Origin of the sequence: Streptomyces sp. A0592 (genome assembly GCF_004795115.1) — a bacterium.
GTDB lineage: Bacteria > Actinomycetota > Actinomycetes > Streptomycetales > Streptomycetaceae > Streptomyces > Streptomyces erythrochromogenes.
In genome coordinates this window covers 23,620-41,254 of record NZ_SSBM01000026.1, presented here as the reverse complement: position 1 = coordinate 41,254, position 17,635 = coordinate 23,620, and the positions used below count along the sequence as shown (strand labels likewise).

The window sequence follows — 17,635 nt, the reverse complement described above, 5'->3', positions numbered from 1 at the left end:
TGCGCCCCTTGTGCTGCCGGATTTCGATCGATGCGCTGGCACGGATAGTTATGATCCGTAGCGCACGGTGGGTATGACTCTCGCCGAGCACGAATACGCGTACCGATGTCCGCTCGACGTGGAGGTGAAACGCCGTGGCACTCTCGATCTCTGCCGTGGTGCTGCTGGCGATCATCGTTTTCCTGCTGGTCCGCAGGGCGGGCCTGAAGGCGGGACACGCGGTGGTCTGTGTGCTGCTCGGCTTCTACCTGGCGAGTTCCACCATCGCCCCGACCCTCAGCCAGCTCACCTCGAACGTGGCGAGCATGATCAGCGGCATCAAGTTCTAGACCGTGTCCCGGCGGTCGTCGCCGGGGCCCGCCGGGCGGGGCGGGGAGGCCGGGACCGGCGCGGGGCACCCCCTACGCTAGGCCCATGAACGGTCTTCCCGCCCGTCGTCTGCTCTTCGTGCACGCGCACCCCGACGACGAGTCGATCAACAACGGCGTCACCATGGCCAAGTACGCGGCCCAGGGCGCCCATGTCGCGTTGGTGACCTGCACGCTGGGCGAGGAGGGCGAGGTCATCCCGCCCGGCCTCGCCCACCTGGCGGCCGACCGCGACGACACCCTCGGCACCCACCGGATCGGCGAGCTCGCCGCGGCCATGGCCGAACTGGGCGTCCACGACCACCGGTTCCTCGGGGGCCCCGGCCGCTTCCGCGACTCCGGGATGATGGGCGCCCCGCAGAACCGCCGCCCCGAGGCCTTCTGGTCCGCCGACGTGGACGACGCCGCCGCGTACCTCGTGGAGGTGATCCGGGAGCTGCGTCCCCAGGTGCTCGTCACCTACGACCCGGACGGCGGCTACGGTCACCCGGACCACATCCAAGCCCACCGCGTCGCCATGCGCGCCGCCGAACTGGCCGCGGAGACCGCGTACCGGCGCGACCTCGGGGACCCCCACACGATCGGGAAGATCTACTGGAACCGGGTCCCGCTCTCGGTGGTCGAGGAGGGCTTCGCCCGGCTGGCCGCCGCCGGGGCCGAGGTGTCCTTCCCGGGACTGGCCTCGCCCGAGGACGTGCCGGGGGTCGTCGACGACGGGCGGATCACCGCCGAGATCGACGCCGACGAGGCCCTCGTGGCGGCCAAGACCGCCGCCATGCGCGCCCACGCCACCCAGATCGCCGTGGACGGGCCCTTCTTCGCCCTCTCCAACGACATGGCGCAGCCGCTGTTCGCGCGCGAGTACTACGAACTGGTCGAGGGCCGGCCGGGCGTCGCGGCGGGCGAGCGCGAACACGACCTCTTCGCGGGGGTGGAGGCGTGACCGGCACCCTGACGGCGGGCCGGATCGCCGGCTGCCTGGGCCTGCTGGTGCTGGGCGCACTGACCGGCGCGGCCGGCTGGCTGGTCGTGGACCTGTGGTTCCCCGGCGGGCTGCTCCTCGCGCTGCTGGCCCTCCTCGGGCTGTTCCTCGGCGGCCGGATCGCCCTCGGGACCGGCCTCGGGGTGGGCGGCGGCGCGGTCGGCTGGTTCCTCTCCTACGTGATGCTCGGCGTCCCGCGCCCCGAGGGGGACTTCCTTCTCGGTTCGTCCGGAATCGGCATGTACGCCTACCTTTTGGGTGGAACGGTGGCGGCTGTGATGTGTGCCACGATCAGCCTTCCGGCCGATCGGCCGATTTCGGCCTCCCGGCCCGTCAAGTGACGTGGTGTCGGACCTCGTAGGGAGTCCGGCCGAGGTGCCCGGGCGAGGGCTCTCGTGGTGCTTCAGGGGGGTTTGGCGGGCCCTGTGAGGAACCCCTGATTCGCCGCAGTCAGTTGCGCGCGGGCGGCGGCCAGTATGGTGGACGGGCCGCCGAGCTGCCCGCGCACGGTATGACGGGCGGCGGAGCCAACCGGGAGAACCTGCCTTGAGTCGTGAAACCGACAGTTCGTCCTCCGGGCCCAAGGGGCACGGTGGAGCCGCTTACCCCTCGGGTACGCCGCCGTACGGAACCGGCCAGTACCCGTCCACGACTGTGCCACCCGGGCCTGGCGCGGCGACCGCCCCGGAGGAGAACCCTGTGACCTCGAATCCGTCCACGCCCGAATCCGACGGGCCCAAGACCGAGACGACCCTGACGACCCGCATCCGAATCAACATCCCGGGTTCGCGGCCGATCCCGCCGGTGGTCGTACGCAAGTCGATGGGCACCAACTCCGCCGCGTCCGGCGGCGGGTCGCCGACCCCGCCGGAGCCGGAGCAGGGGCCCGGGCAGCAGGACAGGCCCCCGCTCGGGCAGCGCCCGGGGCCCCGGCCGACCCGTGTCGAGGCCGCGCCGGAGCCGGAGCCGGACCCGGCCCCCGCGCAGGCCGAGGAGACGGCCAGCAACTGGTTCGCGCCCCGCAAGGCGCCCGCCGCCGCCCCCGCTCCCGCGCCCGCGGCGCCCGCCGCCGCGCAGATGCCGCAGGCCGCTCCGCCGCCGCCGCCGCTCGCGCAGCGGGTGCCCGGTGCGACGCCGACCCCGCCGCCCGTGCAGGGCGCCGGCTTCGCGCCCCCGCAGCACTTCCAGGCCCCGCCGGGGCCGGACGCCGGGTACGCGCCGCAGCGCACCCCCCAGCCGCCCGTCGCCGAGTACGGCACCGGCTACGCCCAGCCGCAGGCGCCCGCCCCGGCGGCCCCGATGCCCGGCGGCCCCGGCGTCGGAGCGACCCAGGGCTTCCCGGCGTACGGCACCGACCACGGCGACGGCGGCCCGTCCACCGAGGCGTTCCCCGTCTACGACAGCCCCTCCGGCGGCCCCGCCGGACCCACCACCGGCGGCCCCGGCTTCGGCTCCGGCCCCGCCGGCCGCGGCCCGTCCGCCCCGGATGCCGCGGGCTGGCCCGGACCCGACCTGGACGGCCCGCTGCCCGCCCCCGTACCGGCGCCCGCGCCGGCCGCGCCCCGGGCCACACCGCCCGCGGACAAGAAGCCCGCGGACAGGAAGCCCGCCGCGAAGCCCGCCAAGAAGGGCCGCTCCAAGCTGGTCCTCGTCGGCGGCGCCATCGTGGCGCTCGTCGGTGTGGCCTACGGCGCCGGGCTGCTCCTGAACCACTCCGACGTCCCCAAGGGCACCACCGTCCTCGGCGTCGACATCAGCGGCAGCCGCGACGAGGCCGTCTCGAAGCTCCAGACGGCCTTCGGCACCCGCGCGGGCGCCCCGCTCCAGCTGACCGTCGGCGGCAAGCCGGTCGAGTTGAAGCCCGACAAGGCCGGCCTGACCCTGGACGCCCAGACCACCGTCCGCAACGCGGCCGGCAGCGACTACAACCCGATCACCGTCATCGGCTCCCTCCTCGGCAACGAGCGGGTCGCCGATGCCGTGATGCCGGTCGACGAAGAGAAGCTCCAGGTGGCGCTCCAGGAACTCGCCGGCACGGCGGGCTCCGTCACCGAGGGCACGATCACGTTCGAGGGCGGCAAGGCCGTCGCCGTCCCCGGCAAGGCGGGCACCACCCTGGACGTGGACGGCTCCGTCGACCTCGTCACCAAGGCCTTCCGCGACCAGGTCGGCACCGGCAAGGCGGCCGTCGTGCAGCTGCCGACCGCCACCAAGGAACCGGTCGTGGGCCAGGCCGAACTCGATCGCGCGATGAAGGAGTTCGCCGAGCCGGCGATGTCCGCCAACGCCACCGTCAAGGCCGGCGCCAAGTCCATCGCCTTCGGCAAGCTGTCGCTGCCCAAGATCCTCAGCATGCAGGCCGTGGACGGCCGCCTCACGGAGAAGTTCGACCTGGAGGCGCTCAAGGCGACCTACGGGAACACCTTCGACGGCGTCCTGATCACCCGCGGCACCGGCGCCAGGACGGCGGTCACCCCGCAGGACGTCGCCGGCGCACTCGGCAAGGCCCTGCGCGGCAAGACCGCGGCCGAGCGGACCGTGGTCATCGACACCAACCCGAGCTGACACAGGGCACGACGGCTGCCCCCGCCCGGATCCCCGGGGCGGGGGCACCGCCATGCCCGCCGGGGGCCGGTCGGCCCGTTCCGTCGGCGCCGGCAGCGCGCCGGGGCGTCTCCTCGGCCGCCGAACGGTGCCCGGGGCCGCACGGCGCGCCCCGAAGCCCGCGCCCGCGAGCGCACCACGCCCGGCCCCGCCGGAGCCCCGCGCACCCCGGCCGCGGACCGGGCTGGACCACGCCTCCCCGGCACCGCCGGAACCGGTGCTCCGCGGGGCGGCGGTCAGTTCAGGAGGGCGCGCGCCGAGACGGCCTCGGCGCGGATGCGGGCCGCCGCGTCGGTGTCCACGGCCGACACCACCTCGGCGTACGCGTCCAGCTCGGCCGCGCCCTCCCGGAAGGAGCCCCGCTCCACCAGCAGCCGCGCCCGCTCGTAGCGCAGCGACGCCGGATGCGAGGGCAGCAGCAGCGACAGCTCCAGCGCCCACAGGGCCACGCCGGACTGCTCCGGGCGGGTCGAGGCCCAGGCCCGGATATTGGTCAGGATCCGCAGCACGATGTCCAGCGTCCTGGCCGGCGTACGGGGCCCCGTGGCCAGTTCCGCCGGTCCGGTGCCCAGGGAGGCGCCGCCCGCGAACGGGTCGACCACCACGCCCTCCTCCGGGTCGCCGAAGCCCACCACGAAGTGCCCCGGCAGCCCCAGTCCGTACACGGGCGCGCCCGCCCGCCGGGCGACCTCCAGCCACACCACCGACAGCAGGATCGGCAGGCCGCGCCGGCGCCGCAGCACCTCGTGCAGCAGCGAGGACGGCAGCCGCTCGTAGTCCGCCGGGGTGCCGTGGAAACCGAGGCGCCCGCCCAGCAGTTCCGTCACCGCCGAGGCCCACGCCGGCCCGCCCCGCAGACCGTACGGCAGCATCCCGGCCAGCCGGTCCAGTTCGATCTGCGCCCAGTCCATGGCGCGTTCGTCCAGCTCCGGGTCGGCCTCCGCCGCCAGCAGCAGGCACATCAGCGCCAGATCGGGCCGCTCCGCCCGGGCCTCCGCCGCGAACTGCTCCCGCCGCTCCTGCCGCTCCTGCGCGCTCACGGGGCCGCCCGGAAGTGGTGGTACGTGTGGTGCGTCGCGAAGCCCAGCCCGTCGTACAGCTCCAGTGCCCCCGGATTGTCCGTCTCGACCTGCAGCCACGCCGCCGAGGCGCCCTCCTCCAGCGCGCGCCGCGCCAGGGCGGCCATCACCGCCGTCGCGAGCCCCTCGCGCCGGTGTTCCGGATCGACCGCCACCGCCGCGAAACCGGCCCACCGGCCGTCCACCACGCACCGCCCGATCGCCCGGCCGCCGGGCAGCGAGGCGAACCACACCGACGGCCCCTCCACCAGGACCCGCCGGGCCACGTCCGGGTCGCTGACCCGCCCGTAGCGCCCGAGCCACTCCTCGTCCGGGACACGGGTCAGGGTCACGGACCCGCTCGCGGGCGCGTCCACGTCGCCCACCGGGGCCAGCGCCCCGATCCGCACGTCCGCCGACACCTCGGACACCCAGCCCCGGCGCTCCAGCTCCGCACAGAGCAGTTCCTGCGTTCCGGCGGCCCCGGTGGCGGCCTGCACATAGGCCGGAAGTCCTCGTTCCGCATACCAGGAGGTCACTCGCGCGAGTGCATCGTCGAGGGGTATGCCCGGGTCGCCGGTCGGCAGTGCGGAGTTGGCCCGCCGGGTGAACCCGGCGGCCGCCCGCAGCGTCCACCCGCCCAGCCGCTCGCTCTCCAGCGGCTGCCAGGCCCGCGCGGAGACCCTCGTCAGCTCCTCGAAGGAGGCCGCCGGACCCCGCCGACGGGCCGGCGCCGCGGGCACGACCTTGCCTGCCACCAGCGAGGATTCCGGGATGCGGACGGACTGGCCGTTCTTCTTTGTGATCAGCAGCACACCCTGGTCCCAGGATGTGAGAACACCGACCGTGTCCGCGAACTCGGGTGATCCGCTCAGTCCGGTCTCCACCCGTCGTACAGAGACACGTTTACCCACGTCAGCCGGGGTGATTCGGACCTCCAGCAGCCCTCCGGCAGTGATTTCCACAGCTCTGTCCGCCCCTCCTGTTCGGATCGTGCCCGGGAACGGAGATACTAGGTGCGGGCATCGACGACGCCGCGCTCCCGCGCGATATGGAAAGCCCTACCGAGGAGGAACGAGAGCGTGACCTACGTCATCGCGGAGCCTTGTGTCGACGTCAAGGACAAGGCATGCATCGAAGAGTGCCCCGTCGACTGCATCTACGAGGGCCAGCGGTCCCTGTACATCCACCCGGACGAGTGCGTCGACTGTGGTGCGTGTGAGCCGGTCTGCCCGGTCGAGGCCATCTTCTACGAGGACGACACTCCGGAAGAGTGGAAGGACTACTACAAGGCGAACGTCGAGTTCTTCGACGAGCTCGGTTCGCCCGGTGGTGCCTCCAAGCTGGGCCTGATCGAGCGCGACCACCCCTTCGTCGCGGGGCTGCCCGCCGGCATCAACGGCGAGCACTGACCTTTCACGGCAGAAGCGCCCCCCGGTCCCGTACGGCCTCCCCGCCGCACGGGACCGCGGTGTTTTCCGACCCCGCTACCAGCCAGTACCGAGAGAGAGCAGAGACCACCGTGGCCGCAGTATCCGACCGTCTTCCCGCCTTCCCCTGGGACAAGCTGGAGCCGTACAAGAAGACGGCGGGGGCCCACCCGGACGGCATCGTCGACCTGTCCGTCGGCACGCCCGTGGACCCGGTCCCGCAGCTGATCAGGCAGGCCCTGATCGAAGCCGCCGACTCCCCGGGCTACCCGACGGTGTGGGGCACCGAGGCCCTGCGCGACGCCATCACGGGCTGGCTGCGCGGCCGGCTGGGCGCGAGCGCCGCCGGGCACCGCAACGTCCTGCCGGTCGTGGGCTCGAAGGAGCTGGTGGCCTGGCTGCCGACCCAGCTCGGGCTCGGCGCCGGCGACAAGGTCGCCTACCCGCGCCTCGCCTACCCGACGTACGAGGTCGGCGCGCGGCTGTGCGGAGCGGAGGCCGTGGTCTACGACGACCCGGCCGACCTCGACCCGGCCGGCGTGAAGCTGCTGTGGCTCAACTCCCCCTCCAACCCCACCGGCAAGGTCCTCGGCAAGGACGAGCTCGTGCGGATCGTGGCCTGGGCCCGGGAGCACGGGATCCTGCTCTTCAGCGACGAGTGCTACCTGGAGCTGGGCTGGGAGGCCGAGCCCGTCTCCGTCCTCCACGACGACGTGTGCGGCGGCTCCTACGAGGGCATCGTCGCGGTCCACTCCCTCTCCAAGCGCTCCAACCTGGCGGGTTACCGGGCGGCCTTCATCGCCGGTGACGCGGACGTGCTGGGCGAGCTGCTGGAGATCCGCAAGCACGGCGGCATGATGACCCCCGCCCCGGTGCAGGCGGCGACGGTGGCGGCGCTCGGCGACGACCGGCACGTGGCGGAGCAGCGCGAGCGCTACGCGGCCCGCCGTGCGGCGCTCCGCGCGGCCCTGGAGGCGCACGGCTTCCGCGTCGAGCACAGCGAGGCGAGCCTCTACCTGTGGGTGACCCGGGACGAGCCCTGCTGGGACACCGTCGCCCACCTCGCGGACCTGGGCATCCTGGTCGCGCCGGGCGACTTCTACGGCGAGGCGGGAGCCCGCTTCGTGCGCGTGGCGTTCACCGCCACCGACGAGCGCGTGGAGGCGGCGGTCAAGCGCCTCGGCTGACCGGCCCGTGACAGCCCGAGGGGGCCGGGAGTGCGAAACTCCCGGCCCCCTCGGTGTTCCCCGGGCGTCAGCCCTGCAGCGCGCCGCCGGGCAGCCCCGCCGGCAGGACACCGCCCACGGGCAGTGCGGAGACCGGCAGGTCCTGCGCGGTGGGCAGACCGCCGAGCAGACCGCCCGCCTGGCCGGCCAGGTCGGAGGCGGGCGCCGGCAGGGACTTGGTGGCGGCGCCCGCGTTGCCGAGGGCGTCGGTGGCCGTTCCCGTGGCCGTCTCGGCGGTCGCCGCGGGGGCGTCCGTGGCGGTGAGTGCGCCCAGCTGCGGCACGGACTCCAGACCGGCGGCGTTGGCCGCGCCGGCCGCACCGACCACGGGCGCTGCCCCGGCTGCGACGAGCAGCGCGGCACGGGCGATCCGACGGGTCAGGGGGAGGGACATGATGCTCCTAAGCGGTAGCGGCTGAGTACGGCCTGACTAACCGCTCGTGGGGCGGGTGGAGTTGCGGCGCCGCCGGGTAAAGGATCGGTAACGCATCGTTTAATCGGCTTCCGCGACAAGAGCATTGGATGCGCGCCGACCAGGGGTTTCCGTCATTTCCCGGAGTGTGGGGCGCGGTGGTGATCACCCCCGCAGGAGTGATCATTCGCACGCGCTGCCGGGCGCTTCCCGCTGACCCGCGCGGATCAGCGGGCCATGAAGATCCGCACCTCGCCGGGGGCCGCACCGTAGGGGTCGCCGTCGCCGTTCTTCGCGCCGGCGTCCCCCTTGTCCTGCCACCGGCCGCGGTCCTGGCCCGCGACCCAGCCGCGCAGGTCGTAGGAGACCCTGGCGATGCCCATCTCACGGGAGTTGGCCACCGCCCAGTGGGCCATCGCCCGGCTGCGGCGGACCGCGGCCTCGCCCGCGTCCCGCTTCTCCACCATCGTGATCTCGGGCTCCTCGACCGCCCTGCCCCCGCCGCCGTTGCGGCCGGCCTGGCCGCCCTGGCCGCCCTGCGGGCCGAAGGTGTGCATCCCGTCCTTGCCGAAGATCCGCACCAGGCCCTCCCGCACCTTCTCCGGGTCGCCCGGCTGCGTGGGCGCCGGCCCGCCGCAGTCCAGCCGGCCGCCGCCGCCGAAGGCGGCGGTCAGCACGGTCGCGTCCGGCTCGTGCTTGGCGTAGGCCTGCGGGTAACCGCTGCGCTGCACCTTCTGCGCGGCCACCGTCAGCGGCAGCCGCGAGTACCCCGGCACGTCGACGAGGTGGTCGTAGAAGATCGCGGCCGAGTAGACCGGGTCCGTGATCTGCTCCGGCGTGCCCCAGCCCATCGACGGCCGCTGCTGGAAGAGGCCCAGCGAGTCCCGGTCGCCGTGGTCGAGGTTGCGCAGGGCGGACTCCTGCATGGCGGTCGCCAGGGCGATGGTGACGGCCCGCTCGGGCAGCCCCTTGGCGATGCCGACGGCGGCTATCGTCGCCGCGTTCGCCGCCTGCTCCGGAGACATCTCGTACTTTTCGGACTCTCCGTCACGGCCGGACGCATCCGCACTGGCGACGCAGAAGGGCGCGCCACCGCCGACCGAGGCGCGCTGAACGGCGAAGTACCCGATCACCGAAAGGAGAACGAGCAGGCCGACGACCACACGCAGCAGCCTGCGGCGGCGAGGACGGGGTTCACGGATCTCGGACACGCGGCCCACCGTACTTGAGGCATATGGCGCGTCCACCGGCCGGACGAGGGACGCTTCGCCACACCCCGGGGCGTTAGGGTCAGTTCCATGTCCGAATCCGAGCTGGACCTCACCCTGGACGCCGCCGAGCTGACCGCCCGGCTCGTCGACATCCCTTCCGTGAGCGGCGACGAGAAGGTACTCGCCGACCTCGTGGAACACGCGCTGCGCGGCCTGCCCCACCTCACCGTGGACCGCTTCGGCAACAACGTCGTCGCCCGTACGAGCCTCGGCCGCGCCGAGCGCGTCGTACTCGCCGGCCACCTCGACACCGTGCCGATCGCCGACAACGTCCCCTCGCGCCTCGACGAGAACGACGTTCTGTGGGGCTGCGGCACCACCGACATGAAGTCCGGCGTCGCCGTGCAGCTGCGCATCGCCGCGACCGTGCCCGAGCCCAACCGCGACCTCACCTTCGTCTTCTACGACCAGGAGGAGGTCGCGGCCGATCTCAACGGCCTCGGCAAGGTCGCAGGCGCCCACCCCGACTGGCTCACGGGTGACTTCGCGGTCCTGCTGGAGCCCTCGAACGCCGAGGTCGAGGGCGGCTGCCAGGGCACGCTGCGCGTCCTGCTGCGCACGTCCGGCGAGCGTGCCCACTCCGCCCGCAGCTGGATGGGCTCCAACGCCATCCACGCGGCGAGCCCGATCCTCGCCCGGCTCGCGGCGTACGAGGCCCGCAAGCCCGTCATCGACGGCCTGGAGTATCACGAGGGCCTCAACGCGGTCCGCATCGAGGGCGGCGTCGCCAACAACGTCATCCCCGACGCCTGCACCGTGACGGTCAACTTCCGCTTCGCCCCGGACCGCAGCATGGACGACGCGATCGCCCACGTCCGGGAGGTCTTCGCGGACTGCGGTGTCGACGAGTTCGTGATCGACGACTACTCCGGCGGCGCCCTCCCCGGCCTGTCCCACCCGGCCGCGGCCGCGTTCATGGAGGCGGTCGGCGGCCGGGCGATGCCGAAGTTCGGCTGGACCGACGTCGCCCGCTTCAGTGCGCTGGGTGTTCCGGCGGTGAACTACGGACCGGGCGACGCCCTGCTGGCCCACAAGGTGGACGAGCGGGTGGAGACGAAGGCGGTCCTGCACTGCGAGGAACGACTCCGCGCCTGGCTGACCTCCTGAATTCCGCTTCTCGTCACCTTTGTGCGCCTACCCTGATCCAACGATCAGCAGGAGGGAGCACATCATGGGCAACCCCGAAGGCAACGCTCGTCGTCGGCCCGAGGAGCAGCAGCTCGGGCCGGTGCTGAGGCGGCGCAGCCAGGTGCAGGCGGGCAGTACGACGGACCAGCGGCTGCTGGACTCCGCCGGGCCCTCCGAGTGGGTGCACACCGATCCCTGGCGGGTCCTGCGCATCCAGTCGGAGTTCATCGAGGGCTTCGGCACGCTGGCCGAGCTGCCGCCCGCGATCAGCGTGTTCGGCTCGGCCCGCACCCCGGCCGGCTCGCCCGAGTACGAGGCGGGCGTGCGGATCGGCGGCGCGCTGGTCGATGCCGGGTTCGCGGTGATCACCGGTGGCGGTCCGGGAGCGATGGAGGCGGCCAACAAGGGCGCCCGCGAGGCGAACGGGATCTCGGTCGGCCTCGGCATCGAGCTCCCCTTCGAGCAGGGGCTGAACCAGCACGTCGATCTCGGTCTGAACTTCCGGTACTTCTTCGTCCGCAAGACGATGTTCGTGAAGTACAGCCAGGGCTTCGTCGTGCTGCCCGGAGGCCTCGGCACGCTGGACGAGCTGTTCGAGGCGCTGACCCTGGTCCAGACCCAGAAGATCACCCGCTTCCCCATCGTGCTGTTCGGCACGGAGTACTGGAGCGGGCTCGTCGACTGGCTGCGGGGCACGGTGATCGCCCAGGGCAAGGCCTCGGAGAAGGACCTCTACCTCTTCCACGTCACCGACGACGTGGACGAGGCGATCGCCCTGGTGACGAAGGAAGTCGGGAAGTAGGACCCTCCGCGGGCCGGCCGGAGCCGGCCCGCGGGACCGGACTGCGCCGGCCTCCGGCCGTCGGGTCTCAGGCCAGGCCGCGGCGGGCGACCGCGGGCGGCCGGTGGCCCTGGATGGAGCGGACCATGTCTCCTTCCCGACGCCGCTCTCGCGCGGATTCGGCGCCGGGCGCCTCACCGGCTTCGGGCGGCTGCGCCGGCCTCCGGCCGTCGGGTCTCAGGCCAGGCCGCGGCGGGCGACCGCGGGCGGCCGGTGGCCCTGGATGGAGCGGACCATGTCCAGGATCTGCCGGGTCTCCGCGACCTCGTGGACGCGGTAGACCTGGGCGCCCAGCCAGGCCGAGACGGCCGTGGTGGCCAGGGTGCCCAGCAGCCGCTCCTTGACCGGCTTGTCGAGGGTCTCGCCGACGAAGTCCTTGTTCGACAGGGAGACCAGGACCGGCCAGCCGGTCGCCGTCATCTCCTCCAGCCGACGGGTCGCCTCCAGCGAGTGGCGGGTGTTCTTCCCGAAGTCGTGCCCCGGGTCGATCATGATCGCGTCCCGGCGGACGCCGAGGGCCGCGGCGCGTTCGGCGAGCCCGACCGTGACCCGCAGGATGTCCTCCATCACGTCCTCGTACGCGATCCGGTGCGGCCGGGTGCGCGGCTCGACCCCGCCGGCGTGCGTGCAGACCAGGCCGACGCCGTAGCGCGCCGCGACCTCGGCCAGCTTGGGGTCCACGCCGCCCCACGCGTCGTTCAGCAGGTCCGCCCCGGCCTCGCACACGGCCTCGCCGACCTCGTGCCGCCAGGTGTCCACGCTGATCACCACGTCCGGGTGGCGGCGCCGCACCTCGGCCACGAAACCGACCGTCCGCCGCGCCTCCTCGCCCGCGTCCACGTGCTCGCCCGGGCCCGCCTTGACCCCGCCGATGTCGATGATCGCGGCGCCCTCGGCGACGGCCTGCTCGACCCGGTCCAGCGCGGGCTCGTCGCGGAACGTCGCGCCCTGGTCGTAGAAGGAGTCCGGAGTCCGGTTCACGATGGCCATGATCACCGGCTCGTGGGTGTCGAACTCGCGCCTGCCCAGTCGCAGCATCCTGCTCTTTCCTCCTTCGGCGGCCCTCGCGCCTCGCCAGCGACCTTAACCTGGTGGCCGGAGTCTCTCAGGGGAGTTGATCGTGTTCTTCTTCTTGATGATCGCGCTGGTCGTGGTCGTGGCAGCGGTCACCCTCGCCGTGATCGGCGGCGGCTCGGAGGCCGTCCTGCCGGAAGCGGAGCCGGACCGGGTGGCGGACGGACTGCCGGAGAGCCGGCCCGTGGTGCGGGAGGACATCGACGCGCTGCGGCTGCCGGTCGCGCCGCGCGGCTACCGGATGGCCGAGGTGGACGACGTACTGGAGCGGCTCGCCGCGGAACTCGCCGAGCGGGACGCGCGGATCGCGCAGCTGACGGCCCCCGCGGACGCGCCCGGCCGGGTGGACCTCAGCAAGGGCGGTGAGCGGTGAGCGGACCGCTCGCGGGCCCGGACGGGCTGCTGCGGTGCCCGTGGGCCCTGTCCACCGAGGACTACATCGCCTACCACGACTCCGAATGGGGCCGTCCGGTCCACGGCGACGACGCCCTCTACGAGCGGCTGTGCCTGGAGGCCTTCCAGTCCGGGCTGTCCTGGCTGACGATCCTGCGCCGCCGTGAGGGCTTCCGGAAGGCCTTCTCGAACTTCTCCGTCGCGGCGGTCGCGGAGTTCGGGACGGCGGACGCGGAGCGGCTGCTGGCCGACGAGGGGATCATCCGCAACCGGGCCAAGATCGAGGCGACCCTGGCCAACGCGAAGGTCCTCGCCGGCTGGGAGGCCGGCGAGCTGGACGCCCTGATCTGGTCCCACGCCCCCGAGGAGCCCGGCCCCGCCCCGCGCACGGTCACCGAGGTCCCGGCGGTCACCCCGGAGTCCACCGCCCTGGCCAAGGCCCTCAAGAAGGCGGGCATCCGCTTCGTCGGCCCGACCACCGCCTACGCCCTGATGCAGGCGTGCGGGCTGGTCAACGACCACCTGGCCGCCTGCGCCCTGCGCGACCCGGCCTGAGTCGGGCCGCGCACGTCCCCGCGGCTCAGCGGCCGAGGTACTTCGGCGGCTGCTTCGCCAGGAAGGCCTGGACGGCGATGGAGTGGTCCTCGGAGGCCCCCGCGCGGGTCTGCAGCACGTCCTCGTGGACCAGGGAGTCCGCCAGCGTGTGGGAGGCCCCGTAGGCGAGGGACTCCTTCAGCGCGGCGTAGGCGACCGTCGGGCCCGCGGCCAGCGCGCGGGCCACGGCCTCGGCCTCGGCGTGCAGGGAGTCCGAGGGCACCAGGCGGTTGACGATGCCGAGCTCGTACGCCTCCTGCGCCTTGACCGAACGGGGGAAGAGCAGCAGGTCCGAGGCGCGGGAGGCGCCGATCAGGCGGGGCAGGGTCCACGAGACCCCGGAGTCGGCGGTGAGGGCCACGCCGGCGAACGAGGTGTTGAAGGAGGCGGTGTCGGCGACGACGCGGAAGTCGGCCGCCAGCGCGAAACCGAAGCCGGCCCCGGCCGCCACTCCGTTGACGCCGGCCACCACGGGCTTGGGCATCTCGGTGAGCGCCCGCACGATCGGGTTGTAGTGCTCCTTGACGGTGTTCATGGTCAGCGAGGAGCCGCTCTCACGGTCCGCCGCGAGGTTGCCGATGTGCTCCTTGAGGTCCTGGCCCACGCAGAAGGCCCGGTTCCCGGCGGCGGTCAGCAGGACCGCCCGGACCGCGGTGTCCCCGGCCGCCGCCACCACCGCGTCGCGCAGGGCGACCTTGGCCTCGGTGTTCATCGCGTTCATCGCGTCGGGACGGTTGATCGTGATGGTCGCGAGTCCGTCGGTCACTTCGTAGAGCACACTGTCGGCCATGGCAGGGGGTCCCCCTTCGTCGCGGGCTTGGCTACCGGCCGGTACCGGCCGGTGCAAGGGTCAGCATGGCGGACCGGACCGGGAGCGCACATGTGATGTGCGTCAAAGAAAGCCGGAGCCGTTCCCCAGGTGCGGCGGCGAAGTATCGCAGGCGGATCCCCGAAATGAGTGGTTTTGGCCGAGCGCGTTGCCCAAGCGTTCCCGGGTGATGTTGGTCATCGGGTCCTGACATGCGGGATAATGGCTGGGAAGCAATGTGTTCGATGCCGGGTATTAGGCGCCTGAACGGGGCCGTCGGCTGACGATGAGCTGGTTTCAGGAAGGGGAACGAGCATGGCGGCCATGAAGCCGCGGACGGGCGACGGCCCGCTCGAGGTCACCAAGGAGGGGCGGGGCATCGTCATGCGCGTACCGCTCGAGGGCGGCGGTCGGCTTGTCGTCGAGCTGACCCCCGATGAGGCGGACGCCCTGGGTGACGCCCTGAAGAAGGTCGTCGGCTGACCCGCTGACAGCACTTCCACCTTCTGCTTTCGCATTCCCTGCGCTGCCCCGGCCGCTACCAGCGGCCGGGGCAGCGTTGCGTCGTGTCCGAGGACCCCCGTCCCCAGCATCCCCGCGGAGCCGCACGTGACCTTCTCCCCGCCCGCGCCGCCGGCCTTCGCCGACTGCACCCCGCGCCAGAGGGCGGCCCGCGTCCTGTCGGACGCACTGGCTCCGGCGAACCTCGTGGTCGCCCTCCTCCTGCTCGTCGGGTGGCACAGCACCGGGTCGTGGACGGGGCTCGGCTGGGGCCTGCTCGCCGCCCTGTTCTGCGGCGTCGTCCCGATCGGCATCATCACCGTCGGGGTCAGGCGGGGGGCGCTGACCGACCAGCACATCCGGGTGCGGCGCCAGCGGGTCGTGCCGATGGCACTGAGCCTGGTCTCCGTCCTGGCCGGGGTCGCGCTGCTGCGCCTGCTGGGCGCCCCGGCGGACGTCTTCGCGCTCGTCGTCGCGATGCTCGTGGGCCTGGTCTCTTCCCTGCTGGTGACGGTGGGCTGGCAGATATCCATCCACATGTCGGTGGCCGGCGGCAGCGTGATGATCCTGCTGCTCGTCTTCGGTCCGGCCGTCCTCCCGGCGGCCGCGGTCGCCGCCGCCGTCGGCTGGTCCCGCCTGGCGCTGCGGGCGCACACCCCGGCCCAACTGCTCGCCGGCACCGCCCTGGGCGGCACGGCGGCGCTCACCTTCGCGCTCCTGAGCTGACCCGGGCCGACCCGGCCCCGCCCGCCGATCCGGCCCCGCCCCCGGCCTGCGGGGCGACTCCTACGGGGTCAGCGGCGCACGGCGCACAGCAGGCCGTCGCCCACCGGGAGCAGCGCGGCCTCCAGCGCCGGGCTCTCCCGGACGCTGCGCAGCAGCTCGCGGACGCGGAGCACCTCCACCGGCTGGGCCGCGGAGTCGACCGTACGGCCGTCGGAGAAGACCCCCTCGAAGCACACCAGCCCGCCGGGGCGCAGCAGACGCAACGATTCAGCGAGGTAGTCGAGGGACTCCGTCGGGTCCCCGTCGCAGAAGACGAGGTCGTACCCGCCGTCGGCGAGGCGGGGCAGGACGTCGAGGGCGCGGCCGGGGATGAAGCGGGCCCGGTTGCCCGCGAAGCCGGCGGCGCGGAAGGCCTGGCGGGCGAAGGCCTGGCGGTCCGCCTCGGGATCCACCGTGGTCAGCACCCCGTCGGGGCGCATTCCGTGCAGGAGGTGGATGCCGGAGACACCCGTTCCGGTGCCGATCTCGGCGACCGCCTTGGCGTCCGCGGTGGCGGCCAGCAGGCGCAGCGCGGCGCCGGTCCCGGGGGAGACGGAGCGCAGGCCCGCTTCCCTGGACCGGTCGCGGGCCCATCGCAGAGCGTCGTCCTCGGCGACAAACGCGTCGGCGAACGCCCAGCTCGTCTGCCGGTTGCCGGTAATGACCCTCTCCTGTCCCCATAGTTGGCGCAACGGTGACTGTATCCGTTGACGTCGGGAACCCGCAGATGGGACCGGGCGTTGTGAGGGGTGGAGGCGGGACGAGAAGGACGGCGCCGGGCAGATCGGCGGCGGGGACCGCCCCGGGGCCTAAGGCTTGCGTAAAGATACTGCAAAAACCCTTATCCGGAGCTGACAGAGGGGGTGGCTATGGTAGGGACTCCACTGGACACCACCAGAGCCGACAGGGGAGGTGCGGCTGCGCCTGTGGATCGTGGAGGCGTGTTCAGACGCCTCTTCTGGTCGGCGGGTGAGCCGAAATCCGTGACCTACATTGCTGACCGCTTCCACACCGCAGACACCGCAACCACCGCGACCTTTGCCGCAGATGCGGGATCGCAGGCGTGGACCCCTCCCTCGTGGGAGGAGATCGTCAGCACGCACAGCGCGCGGGTCTACCGCCTTGCCTACCGTCTGACGGGCAACCAGCACGACGCCGAGGACCTCACCCAGGAGGTCTTCGTCCGCGTCTTCCGCTCGCTGTCCACGTACACGCCCGGCACGTTCGAGGGCTGGCTGCACCGCATCACCACGAACCTGTTCCTGGACATGGTCCGCCGCAAGCAGCGGATCCGTTTCGACGCGCTCGCCGACGACGCCGCCGAGCGGCTGCCGAGCCGTGAGCCGTCCCCCCAGCAGGTCCTCCACGACACGCACTTCGACGCGGACGTGCAGCAGGCGCTGGACACCCTCGCCCCCGAGTTCCGCGCGGCCGTCGTGCTGTGCGACATCGAGGGCCTGTCCTACGAGGAGATCGCCGCGACGCTCGGCGTGAAGCTCGGAACCGTCCGCAGCCGTATCCACCGAGGCCGTTCGCACCTGCGCAAGGCGCTCAAGCACCGGTCTCCCTCGGCCCGGGCCGAGCAGCGGGCGCTGGCCGGCGTGGGGACGGGCGCGCCGGACGCCGGGAGAGAGGGCGGAGCCGAGTGACCGGAGCCAGTCCTTCCCCTGCCGAGCAACATCTGGGCGACCGGCTTGCCGCACTGGTGGACGGCGAGCTCAAGCACGACGCCCGTGAGCGGGTCCTGGCCCACCTGGCGACCTGCGCCAAGTGCAAGGCCGAGGCCGACGCCCAGCGCCGCCTCAAGACCATGTTCGTGGAGAGCGCGCCACCGCCGCTGTCCGCGGGCCTGCTCGCGCGCCTCCAGGGGCTGCCGGGGGGCGGTCCCGACGGCCCGGCGGGCCCCCTGGGCCCACCGGGACCCGGCGCCGCCGAACCGGACCCCTTCGAGGCCTTCGCGTACGGGCTGCCCGTGGCGGCCGCCGCGCGGCCGCAGCAGGAGGGCTTCCGCATCCACGAGGTGGGCCGTCCGCGCCGCCGGTTCGCCTTCGTCGCCGCCGGTGCGGTGTCGCTGGCCGCCCTCGCGCTGGGCGGCACCCTGCCACTGGAGGGCACGGAGCCGAACGGCCGGGGAGATTCCCCGGCGCCCGCCTCCAGGCCCGGCCCTGCCCTGCCCGTGG

General features: G+C 73.2%; 20 protein-coding genes and 1 pseudogene. 14 read left to right on the top strand and 7 right to left on the bottom strand.

All coding sequences use genetic code 11. The features are described from left to right. Window positions 1–134 precede the first annotated feature (134 nt). The 4 genes from E6U81_RS28880 to E6U81_RS28860 all read left to right on the top strand — a co-directional run bounded on the left by E6U81_RS28880 (window position 135) and on the right by E6U81_RS28860 (window position 3,915). On the top strand, window positions 135–329 hold the full coding sequence (locus E6U81_RS28880) for a hypothetical protein (protein WP_030036986.1): 195 nt from the start codon (window positions 135–137) through the stop codon (window positions 327–329). Between the two features lie 85 nt (window positions 330–414). After that, window positions 415–1,311: an N-acetyl-1-D-myo-inositol-2-amino-2-deoxy-alpha-D-glucopyranoside deacetylase gene (mshB, locus tag E6U81_RS28875; protein WP_136232982.1), complete on the top strand. Its 897-nt coding sequence runs from the start codon at window positions 415–417 to the stop codon at window positions 1,309–1,311. Next, a complete protein-coding gene (locus E6U81_RS28870) occupies window positions 1,308–1,691 on the top strand; it encodes a DUF6113 family protein (RefSeq protein ID WP_136232981.1) in 384 nt (127 codons plus the stop codon). Before mshB ends, E6U81_RS28870 begins: the two co-directional genes overlap by 4 nt. Window positions 1,692–2,049: 358 nt before the next feature. Beyond that, the gene (locus tag E6U81_RS28860) at window positions 2,050–3,915 is read left to right on the top strand and encodes a hypothetical protein (protein WP_346766178.1); all 1,866 of its coding nucleotides are present in this window, start codon (window positions 2,050–2,052) and stop codon (window positions 3,913–3,915) included. 275 nt (window positions 3,916–4,190) lie between these two features. Here E6U81_RS28860 and E6U81_RS28855 read toward each other — a convergent pair whose 3' ends face one another. Next, entirely contained in the window at window positions 4,191–4,994 is an 804-nt protein-coding gene (locus tag E6U81_RS28855; RefSeq protein ID WP_136232980.1) for a transglutaminase-like domain-containing protein, read from the bottom strand. Then, entirely contained in the window at window positions 4,991–5,977 is a 987-nt protein-coding gene (locus E6U81_RS28850; protein ID WP_136232979.1) for a GNAT family N-acetyltransferase, read from the bottom strand. Before E6U81_RS28850 ends, E6U81_RS28855 begins: the two co-directional genes overlap by 4 nt. Before the next feature lie 117 nt (window positions 5,978–6,094). On the opposite strand from E6U81_RS28850, the gene fdxA reads away from it, so the two are divergent. Further along, window positions 6,095–6,424 (top strand): ferredoxin, encoded by a 330-nt coding sequence (gene fdxA, locus E6U81_RS28845; protein ID WP_030027294.1) that lies wholly within the window; start codon window positions 6,095–6,097, stop codon window positions 6,422–6,424. A 110-nt stretch (window positions 6,425–6,534) separates the two neighbouring features. After that, complete coding sequence (gene dapC, locus E6U81_RS28840; RefSeq protein ID WP_136232978.1) at window positions 6,535–7,629, top strand: succinyldiaminopimelate transaminase; 1,095 nt, start codon at window positions 6,535–6,537, stop codon at window positions 7,627–7,629. Between the two features lie 67 nt (window positions 7,630–7,696). Here the strand turns inward: dapC and E6U81_RS28835 are convergent, their stop codons facing one another. After that, the gene (locus tag E6U81_RS28835) at window positions 7,697–8,062 is read right to left on the bottom strand and encodes an ATP-binding protein (protein ID WP_136232977.1); all 366 of its coding nucleotides are present in this window, start codon (window positions 8,060–8,062) and stop codon (window positions 7,697–7,699) included. A 245-nt stretch (window positions 8,063–8,307) separates the two neighbouring features. Then, a complete protein-coding gene (locus tag E6U81_RS28830; RefSeq protein WP_240804063.1) occupies window positions 8,308–9,291 on the bottom strand; it encodes a hypothetical protein in 984 nt (327 codons plus the stop codon). Between the two features lie 87 nt (window positions 9,292–9,378). Between E6U81_RS28830 and dapE the strand changes: the two genes are divergently transcribed. Both dapE and E6U81_RS28820 read left to right on the top strand, forming a co-directional pair. After that, a complete protein-coding gene (dapE, locus tag E6U81_RS28825; RefSeq protein ID WP_136232975.1) occupies window positions 9,379–10,458 on the top strand; it encodes a succinyl-diaminopimelate desuccinylase in 1,080 nt (359 codons plus the stop codon). A 64-nt stretch (window positions 10,459–10,522) separates the two neighbouring features. Next, complete coding sequence (locus E6U81_RS28820; protein ID WP_136232974.1) at window positions 10,523–11,281, top strand: TIGR00730 family Rossman fold protein; 759 nt, start codon at window positions 10,523–10,525, stop codon at window positions 11,279–11,281. Window positions 11,282–11,497: 216 nt separating this feature from the next. On the opposite strand, the gene folP is transcribed toward E6U81_RS28820, so the two are convergent. Beyond that, window positions 11,498–12,358, bottom strand: coding sequence for a dihydropteroate synthase (folP, locus tag E6U81_RS28815; RefSeq protein ID WP_136232973.1), 861 nt, complete (start codon window positions 12,356–12,358; stop codon window positions 11,498–11,500). Window positions 12,359–12,434: 76 nt separating this feature from the next. On the opposite strand from folP, the gene E6U81_RS28810 reads away from it, so the two are divergent. Both E6U81_RS28810 and E6U81_RS28805 read left to right on the top strand, forming a co-directional pair. Further along, complete coding sequence (locus tag E6U81_RS28810) at window positions 12,435–12,767, top strand: DivIVA domain-containing protein (protein WP_136232972.1); 333 nt, start codon at window positions 12,435–12,437, stop codon at window positions 12,765–12,767. Continuing rightward, complete coding sequence (locus E6U81_RS28805) at window positions 12,764–13,342, top strand: DNA-3-methyladenine glycosylase I (RefSeq protein WP_136232971.1); 579 nt, start codon at window positions 12,764–12,766, stop codon at window positions 13,340–13,342. Before E6U81_RS28810 ends, E6U81_RS28805 begins: the two co-directional genes overlap by 4 nt. A 25-nt stretch (window positions 13,343–13,367) precedes the next feature. Here the strand turns inward: E6U81_RS28805 and E6U81_RS28800 are convergent, their stop codons facing one another. Next, a complete protein-coding gene (locus E6U81_RS28800) occupies window positions 13,368–14,171 on the bottom strand; it encodes an enoyl-CoA hydratase-related protein (protein WP_136232970.1) in 804 nt (267 codons plus the stop codon). A 333-nt stretch (window positions 14,172–14,504) separates the two neighbouring features. Between E6U81_RS28800 and E6U81_RS28795 the strand changes: the two genes are divergently transcribed. Next, window positions 14,505–14,672 carry a DUF3117 domain-containing protein gene (locus E6U81_RS28795; RefSeq protein ID WP_003966491.1) on the top strand — a complete coding sequence of 56 codons (168 nt, stop codon included), beginning with the start codon at window positions 14,505–14,507 and terminating at the stop codon, window positions 14,670–14,672. 126 nt (window positions 14,673–14,798) lie between these two features. After that, entirely contained in the window at window positions 14,799–15,416 is a 618-nt protein-coding gene (locus E6U81_RS28790; RefSeq protein WP_136232969.1) for a hypothetical protein, read from the top strand. A 68-nt stretch (window positions 15,417–15,484) separates the two neighbouring features. Here the strand turns inward: E6U81_RS28790 and E6U81_RS28785 are convergent, their stop codons facing one another. Next, window positions 15,485–16,147, bottom strand: a complete 663-nt coding sequence (locus tag E6U81_RS28785) for a class I SAM-dependent methyltransferase (RefSeq protein ID WP_030032218.1) — start codon at window positions 16,145–16,147, stop codon at window positions 15,485–15,487. 177 nt (window positions 16,148–16,324) lie between these two features. Between E6U81_RS28785 and sigE the strand changes: the two genes are divergently transcribed. Together sigE and E6U81_RS28775 are read left to right on the top strand one after the other, a co-directional pair. Next, on the top strand, window positions 16,325–17,104 hold the full coding sequence (sigE, locus tag E6U81_RS28780; protein ID WP_136232968.1) for an RNA polymerase sigma factor SigE: 780 nt from the start codon (window positions 16,325–16,327) through the stop codon (window positions 17,102–17,104). Then, window positions 17,101–17,550, top strand: a pseudogene (locus E6U81_RS28775) (zf-HC2 domain-containing protein); the annotation flags it as partial. The gene sigE and the pseudogene E6U81_RS28775, both read left to right, overlap by 4 nt. Window positions 17,551–17,635: the final 85 nt, after the last annotated feature.